This is a genomic window from Psychrobacter cryohalolentis K5 (genome assembly GCF_000013905.1).
Taxonomy (GTDB): Bacteria; Pseudomonadota; Gammaproteobacteria; order Pseudomonadales; family Moraxellaceae; genus Psychrobacter; species Psychrobacter cryohalolentis.
On record NC_007968.1, the window covers coordinates 33,424 to 41,221 of the forward strand.

Sequence of the window (7,798 nt, forward strand, 5' to 3'; positions counted from 1 at the left end):
CTAGATAGTGAAGTGACTTCATTTGCCTGAAATTAAGACAAAAAAAGCCCCCAGCTGGGGGCTTTTTCTTCGTGAATTCACTGGGATAAAACCGGTCTAAAATGATTTAACATAGCATCTCTTATGACAGTAAGTATAGCTCCCTAGTGAGGACTTGAACATTAGGCTGTATGCTATTGGTGTTAGTAGCCAAAATTATTTATAGCAGCTCAGTGTACATAAGACCTCTTGCAAAAGTCATAAGCCAAGCTCGAAATTAACAATACTGGCGAATAGCTTCATTCTAAGATCGTAGCGCTGACGACGGTTACGATATTTATGAGCCACGATTTTGAACCGTTTGATTAAGCCTATTTTGTGTTCAACCATAATGCGAAACTTAGCGAGATACTGATTGGCTTGTTTGCAGAGCTCTAACAATTGACCCCCATGTGGCTTTTTAAAGGGGGTGAAGCTCTGTTCATGTAACTTTGCAATGCCCTGATAGCCACTATCTGCTAGTAATTTAGCATTGTCAGGAAGCCAATAAGGACAAGTGTCTTTATACAGCTTAAAATCGTGAATAGAGCCTTTGGACATTTGAACATCTAATATTAAGCCTGTTTTCCAGTGGACGATCACTTGCGCTTTTAAGGTGTGTTGTTTCTTCTTGCCGCTATAGTAGTCTCTTTGGTTTTTTTTGGACGCTCAATAGGGGTTTCGGTTGCATCGACAATGACGACTGACCAATTGATGTCGTCATCGACTCTACTAGGCAGCTTTTTAGGTAATTCAAACTTGCCTGAATTGATAAGAACATATTCTACTTTACGAATAATACGGCTAGCAGAAGACTCATGAATACCAAAGTCCATACTGATGTGGTACAGCGTCCGGTATTCACGCCAATAAGTAAGGGCCAGTAATATTTGCGCCTCAAGACTAAGCACGCTTGGTCTACCTGGTTTGGTCTTTTGGGTTTCATGCTGCTGCTGCATGGCCTCAAGCATTTCATAAAAAGTCGCTTTATGAATACCTGTATAGCGTTTGAAGCCTGCGTTATTTTGTTCGAGTAGCTTATCTATGTTTGGCATAGTTCTTAGCCAGTTGTGAATGTATTAGTTATTGTAAAATCCTCTGCTACTTTTGCAAGAGGTCTATAGAAGTGTAATTTTGAACATAAAATGGTGATACCTTCAGTATAAAGACGTTTAGAGTTATCTAAGCCCCAAAAGTAGATTTCTCTTGATAAACTAGTGTTCACTAAATTGATTATATGTTTGCGATATTAAATAGTAAGTGCCTTCATCTATTTTTATAACTTAATGACAAACGATAAAAAGAAGTAAAGGCTAATAAAAGAAGGATTTTAAGGTTATAGTTATATGAAAGCATGAGGGGTAATCTATGAGAGATAAAAGACTCATCATACGGGCAGTAGCAGTCTTTATTTTAATTATTGGACTAACAACTATAGTTATAATTCAATTCAAATTAATGTCACTCAGCATGTTTTATAGTCTTTTTTAATTAGGGACTGTATAGAATTCACTAATTGAAAAAAATAAGCAACGCCTTACCCTCTTGTTTACCACAGCAAAGAAAAAAGGCGTCACTTATGGCTCGCCCTACGCTCACTAATGAGTACTGGCACAAGCTGTCTAATATATTGCGACAAATCAACATATATACCAAGCCCAATCTAAGACTCACCGTTGAAGCGATGTTATATCGCATACGATTGAGCTGTCCATGGCGTGACTTACTGCCCTGTTTTGGCAATTGGTCTAGCGTTTATCACCAATACCGCTATTGACGTAAAACAGGTAAGTGGCAAAAACTTATGGCAATCGTAACAGTAGACTATGATAGCGAATGGTTATTTATAGGTGGCAGTATGGTCAAAGCCTATCAGCATAGTACAGGTGCAGCCAGTTGTCGTGATGAAGCTATAGTAGGAGCGTGGCCGATCATAGCAGCAAGCTGCACTTAGTGGTTGATGTTTGCGGTAACCCTATCTATGTTCAGCTGACAGGCGAACAGGTACATGACTCTAAGGTAGTCAATATATTAATTAAAAGCACGACTAAGAAACAGACTCAGACGGTAGTAGCAGGCAGAGGCTATGATAGTAGCGACATTAGAGCGTGTGACTTTAAGCAGTGTGCTGAGTCGGTCATACCGGTTAAGTCTAACTTTAAAAGCAATAACGATACCTTGGATTGATATTTATATCGCTGCCGCTATTTGGTAGAAAATGCTTTTGCTAGGTTGAAGCATTTTAGAGGCATCGCCACTTGTTATGATAAGCTTAAAGACAGTTACGGGGCTGCGATCATACTAGCTTGTGTTTTTATTTGGTTGCCTTTGATTTGAATTCTATATTGCCCCCAATCTAAGTTGTAATAAACCCAAGTTATTAGTCCATAAAGTAATTGCTCAAGGGGTTGTTCTAAAGTGCTGAATGTCATGAGAGATTCCATGGCATTTTCGACTGCGTTTATTTCAATAAAAACCGCTAAGAAGTGGTCTGAAATAAGTTGACCATAACAAATAATTGTTTTGTATTCTACTGCTATGAAGAAGAGATATCTTGTATTTACCGATTTAGATGGAACACTACTCAATCACCAGGATTATAGTTTCGCTCCTGCAAAAGAGGCCTTAGCACTTTTAAAATATCGCTCAATTCCTCTCATTATTGCTACGAGCAAAACCTTTAGTGAAGTAGTAGTGCTTCAAAAAGAGTTAGGCATGCGGCAGCCTTTTATTGTTGAGAATGGTGCTGGGATATTTGTGCCCTCAGAGAGTGTACTTGCAAGAGAGATGGCATTTAAAGAGGAGTGGATAAAATTCTCTAAGGCGCACTCCTACACAGAACTGAGACTTTTTTTCACACACATGAAACGGAGCTACTCTATAAAAGGTTTTGGAGATATGAGTGTTGATGAAGTAATACAGCATACAGGTTTGCCAAGAGAAGAGAGCCTAAATGCCATGAAACGTGACTTTAGTGAGCCTTTTTTGATGCAAGACGAAAGAGAGCTTGAGGCTCTTAAAAAAGAGGCAAATGAAGAGGGCTTTGATATAGTAAAAGGGGGAAGATTTTATCACCTTGTCTCACTCCTACAAGACAAAGCAAATGCCATGCTGACACTTGCTCACATGTATGAAGAGTATTACAACCAAAAGTGCACCAAGATAGCCCTTGGTGATAGTGCAAATGACTTTACTATGATAAAAAAAGCAGATATTGGTGTTTTAGTTCCCCTCTATGATGGCTCTTTTAGTGCCATAGGAAACGCAGATATAAAAAGAGCAGACTACCCAGGACCAAAAGGTTGGAATAGCTCTATACTGGAGATATTTGATGGACTCTAAAGTGCTTGCAAGAGAGATATTTGCCGATGCACTTGAGGCGTCTTTGCTAAAAAAATTCGTCTCAAAATATGGCTAGCTTAAAGAAAATATTTTAAGTGTAGATAGCAAGAAATATGGTAACCCCTCTAAACATAAGACTGTAGTGGCACAAATATGATAGATGTAGCGATAATAATAAAAGGTAACCGTGAAGGTTAGAGTGCCGCGCTTCGCTCGCAATGACACTTGCTGTCACTGCGAGGTTTTGAAAAATCATGGCAGTCTAGTTATATGAGATAACATCAAAAGGGAGAATAAGATGTCAGATTTTTTTCAAAACGGCGTTATAACAACACTACAAAATGTGGGAAATCGCTCCTTAGAAAGCATAGAAGAAGAATTATTGCACTTTTCAAAACGCAGAAATATGGTGCTTTTGCTTCCCGCTCTCTACTCAGAGTTTGAAACGCCAGCGATGCAGACTATTATTGATGAGCTTAAAAACGTGAAGTATCTCTATAAAATTATACTTGGACTCGACTGTGCAACTGAGGAGCAGTTTTTAGAAGTAAAGAAGCGTATGAGCATTTTGGAGTGTAGTGTTGAGGTACTTTGGAATGATGCTCCAAACATGAAAAAGATATATAAAGAGCTTATAGATGAGGGTTTTCCTGGTTTAGACACTCCAGGAAAAGGTCGTAATGTCTGGACGATGATAGGTTATGGTCTCACAGATCAAGATAACTATGCTTTTGCCTTGCATGATTGTGACATAGTAAACTACTCACGAGCGCTTGTTGCACGGCTTTTTTACCCCATAGTACACCCAGGACTTGATTTTGAGTTTAATAAAGGCTATTACTCTCGCGTTACAAACAAGCTCCACGGTCGTGTGACCCGTCTTTTTTATACACCACTCATAAAAGCACTCAAGATTACTTTTGGCTCAAACCACTACTTGGAGTATATGCAGAATTTTCGTTATGCCCTCTCTGGAGAGTTCGCATTTATCCGCTCTCTTGGTCGTGGTATTGCGATTTCTCCTACTTGGGGGCTTGAGGTTTCAACACTCTCAGAAGTTTATAACAACACCTCAAGCCGTCGCATCTGTCAAACAGAAATCATGAAGACTTATGAGCATAAACATCAAGACTTAGGCTCAAAAAGTGAAGGTGATGGCATTTACAAGATGGCAAACGATATAGCTAAAACTCTTTTTAGAATTTTAGCTCAAGAGGGAGTGGTTTTTTCAGAAGCCTCTTTTAAAACACTCCTTGCTTCATATTACCAGCAGTCGCGTATTGAGATTTCAAAGTACAGTGCACTCAGTAAGATAAATGCCCTTGAGTATAACCGCCAAAATGAGATAAGTGTAGTCGAAGCTTTTGAAGAGGCTATCAAAGAAGCTGCAGCTGAATTTTGTGAGGATCCAATGGGTGTTGCATCCCTCTCTCCGTGGATTACAGTGCGTTCCGTTTTACCTGGCTTTTCCGATAGATTTAGAGCGATGGTAAAAGAGGAGTCAAAATGATAGTTATAACCCCAGTTCGGAATAAGTGATTCATTAAGCTGCTGATAGTATTGATATTTTCTATTACTCTTGAAGACCAGCTAAGTCTTTGAAGACAGGCTTCTATATAAACTACTGTCAAAAGCATAACTTTATAAGGTCAGATAATAATTATGCAAATAGTATCAACAACTTAAGCGCTAGTCCCGAATTCAGGTTATGATAAGCTTAAAGACAGTTACGGGGCTGCGATCATACTAGCTTGTGTTTTTATTTAGATGCCGCTGATTTGAATTCTATACAGTCCCTAAAGACTTTTCTTATGATTAACGGTCTAATTCAAATCATAACTTATACCGTCGTAACAAATCAGCGGACTTAACAATAGCTCAGCAACACTTTAAACATTCGTTGTACAGACAGCCCAATTGTGTCTCTCTATATTAGATATGTCAGCTTGAAGCTTAATAACTGCTGATAGCCCATTCATCAATAAAAAAAATAAAAGATGAATGAGCTTGGTATTGGTATAGATGCGTTGCCTCAAAAACTCATAAATGGAAAAGGAAAGCCATAATGGACAATCAAAATGTGAACGAAAAAAGTATGGATGAACAGTATAAAAACAATCAAAAAATGGATAATGATATGAATAACCAAACACTAAAAGGCGAATGGAACCAACTCAAAGGTTCAGTAAAACAAAAGTGGGCAGATTTAACAGATGACGATCTAACCCATATCGAAGGTGACCGTGACAAATTGGTTGGCCGTATCCAAGAGCGATATGGTCATTCACAAGAAGATGCTGAACGAGATGTAGATGAGTGGCGTAATCAAAATAAATATTGATTATTATATCTTCAATAATCATACCCTGAAAATGTAAAAAGCCCGTAACTATGGTCACGGGCTTTTTTAGTCAGTTTAGTTAGGACTTGATCCTTTAGCTGTTTACTATTGATACTTCGTAGTGGCTTACTGCGATGCTTAGGATAACATTGGAAATTGATAGATTTTTGCGTAAATCAACGTGCTAATAAATACGCCTAACCCGCTCAGCCAGATCATGTATGCATGAGAAGTTGACCACTCGACTTTCCATATGATTTTACTTTTTACGCTTAGCCACTTTGTAATACTAATGCCAAGTGTCAACCAAAATGCACCTACTAGATAACCGCCCAGTACATCGCTTAGATAATGCTGGTTCAATACAACTCTGCTCAATCCGATCAAGAGGATAAAAAGAATCGCTATTGTAAATATACGAATTTTTTGAGCAAAATCTTGGTTGAATCGAATCAGTAGGTAAGCGATAAATCCATATAACGCCATAGCGGTCGTCGCATGACCACTTGGAAACGAATAAGTTTGCACAACTAATAAGCTATTAGCAGGCCTTTCACGCTGAAATAAATATTTCAACAAAGAAGTAAATGCAGTGCTGCCTAAAGTAGCAATCAGTAACCCTACTATTATATAGCGTTGCTGCTTTACCCAGCAATTCACAGCAACAAACAAAACCACCAAAACGGCAATAGGCGTAGACGCAAAGCTGGTTATCAGGACGAAAAAACCAACAACGTCGGAATCACGTAGTAAGCTCATCTGTGCCGATATAAAATAATCGATGGAAACAATAGAATTCAACGTAGCCACAGCTTCAGCCAATGCAATGAATAACACCAGCATGCAACCTATCACTACCCATAGAAATGTCAGTGACAGCCCATAAAAATCCCGTAAATCAAACCGCCGAGACATTATCACATCCAGCTTGGGATACTTACCTCTGAATAGAATGATACGTTTGTTTTTTGCAAGACTCCGTTTTGTCCTCACCCAACAGCGGATTGCTTGAGTGAAAAGCTGCTGACCATAACGAATAACCGCGTACTGCAATATCAATAAAACAGTGACCACCAGAAAAATCAGAAAACCTAAGGCGAACAATGGCTGATTTTCTGATATTAAAGATATCATTATTGAACCTTTTCTGAGAGTGTTCTGAACCCTGAGTAATCACTTTCTAGTTAAAGCTCTGGATAGAACTTCTGTTTAAGTCACTAAGTCTTAGTTAGTAAACGATATTGAGTGATGCTACACTCAACAATGAAGTGATCTAGTTGTAAAGATATGATGATCTTAACCTATTAGGCATAGCTGTCTGTCTCAAGTAAATCAACCACCGATATAGTCAGAGCGATTCAAGCTGATCACAACCTTACAGAAACCCTTTAATCTTTAATGGATTGCGCGCTTTCTGATACTTACTGCACTCCATCTGCTGGTGTTTGATCTAAGTTCGAGTTATTTTCATTGACAGTAACCGTATCATCAGCCTTTTGGTCATTTTCTACACTGCCATTACTAGAATAGTACGCTGTACCTCCCGCACCTTCTACATCCTCTGTGGAAGCAGGGATTTGATCTTCAGCCTCGGTTGCTGTTTGCACAGGTGTCATTTCGCTAGATTCTGTATTAGGAGCTGGCTCTTCTGTTTCACTGCTGCAAGCGCTGAGACCAAAGAAACTCACTAAAAACACTATCCATAATTTATTTTGAAGCGACTTAGTAGGTACTGATGTTTTCATTTTAATATCCTTATTATAATTAAGATCGAAATATTTAAAAAAACTCTAGGAAACCATCATACAGTCATTGAGCTGAGCCAATTTAAGTACTAACGCAGACCATTTACTCTTTTTATTATTTATTGCTGTCATTCTTTTATGAAACCAAAATAACTCTCAACTAACAAGTTAAACCTAACAGACAAATTTAATGTTTTCACGTGGTGAAAGGTAAGAGTTTGTTAGCTTGTGTGCCATATATTTTTTTAAAGAACATATGGTTCTTATGAACACCTAAGATTTAAAGTCATAGTACAATCGCCATTGGGTGATATGGGAAAGCCATTTCCAATTCTTCACATGGCACTATAAA

Annotated in this window: 7 protein-coding genes and 2 pseudogenes; 5 read left to right on the forward strand and 4 right to left on the reverse strand. The window is 38.4% G+C overall.

Annotated features, from left to right (window positions below):
• Positions 1-237: 237 nt before the first annotated feature.
• Complete coding sequence (locus tag PCRYO_RS12930) at positions 238-621, reverse strand: transposase family protein (RefSeq protein ID WP_105575659.1); 384 nt, start codon at positions 619-621, stop codon at positions 238-240.
• Positions 622-629: 8 nt separating this feature from the next.
• Positions 630-1,073, reverse strand: coding sequence for a transposase family protein (locus PCRYO_RS12935; RefSeq protein ID WP_011512358.1), 444 nt, complete (start codon positions 1,071-1,073; stop codon positions 630-632).
• Between the two features lie 524 nt (positions 1,074-1,597).
• Here PCRYO_RS12935 and PCRYO_RS13020 point away from each other — a divergent pair.
• The 4 genes and pseudogenes from PCRYO_RS13020 (at position 1,598) to PCRYO_RS12960 (ending at position 5,701) form a co-directional block, all read left to right on the forward strand.
• Positions 1,598-2,355 (forward strand): annotated as a pseudogene (locus PCRYO_RS13020) (IS5 family transposase).
• Between the two features lie 201 nt (positions 2,356-2,556).
• Entirely contained in the window at positions 2,557-3,360 is an 804-nt protein-coding gene (locus tag PCRYO_RS12950) for an HAD-IIB family hydrolase (RefSeq protein ID WP_011512360.1), read from the forward strand.
• Positions 3,361-3,658: 298 nt separating this feature from the next.
• Entirely contained in the window at positions 3,659-4,870 is a 1,212-nt protein-coding gene (locus PCRYO_RS12955) for a glycosyl transferase (protein WP_011512361.1), read from the forward strand.
• Positions 4,871-5,497: 627 nt separating this feature from the next.
• On the forward strand, positions 5,498-5,701 hold the full coding sequence (locus tag PCRYO_RS12960; RefSeq protein ID WP_041753802.1) for a CsbD family protein: 204 nt from the start codon (positions 5,498-5,500) through the stop codon (positions 5,699-5,701).
• 138 nt (positions 5,702-5,839) lie between these two features.
• Here the strand turns inward: PCRYO_RS12960 and PCRYO_RS12965 are convergent, their stop codons facing one another.
• Both PCRYO_RS12965 and PCRYO_RS12970 read right to left on the reverse strand, forming a co-directional pair.
• Positions 5,840-6,835, reverse strand: a complete 996-nt coding sequence (locus tag PCRYO_RS12965) for a phosphatase PAP2 family protein (protein ID WP_011512363.1) — start codon at positions 6,833-6,835, stop codon at positions 5,840-5,842.
• 287 nt (positions 6,836-7,122) lie between these two features.
• Positions 7,123-7,446, reverse strand: a complete 324-nt coding sequence (locus PCRYO_RS12970; protein WP_011512364.1) for a hypothetical protein — start codon at positions 7,444-7,446, stop codon at positions 7,123-7,125.
• A gap of 258 nt (positions 7,447-7,704) precedes the next feature.
• Here PCRYO_RS12970 and PCRYO_RS13465 point away from each other — a divergent pair.
• Positions 7,705-7,797: pseudogene (locus PCRYO_RS13465) on the forward strand (GNAT family N-acetyltransferase); the annotation flags it as partial.
• Between the last annotated feature and the right edge of the window lies 1 nt (position 7,798).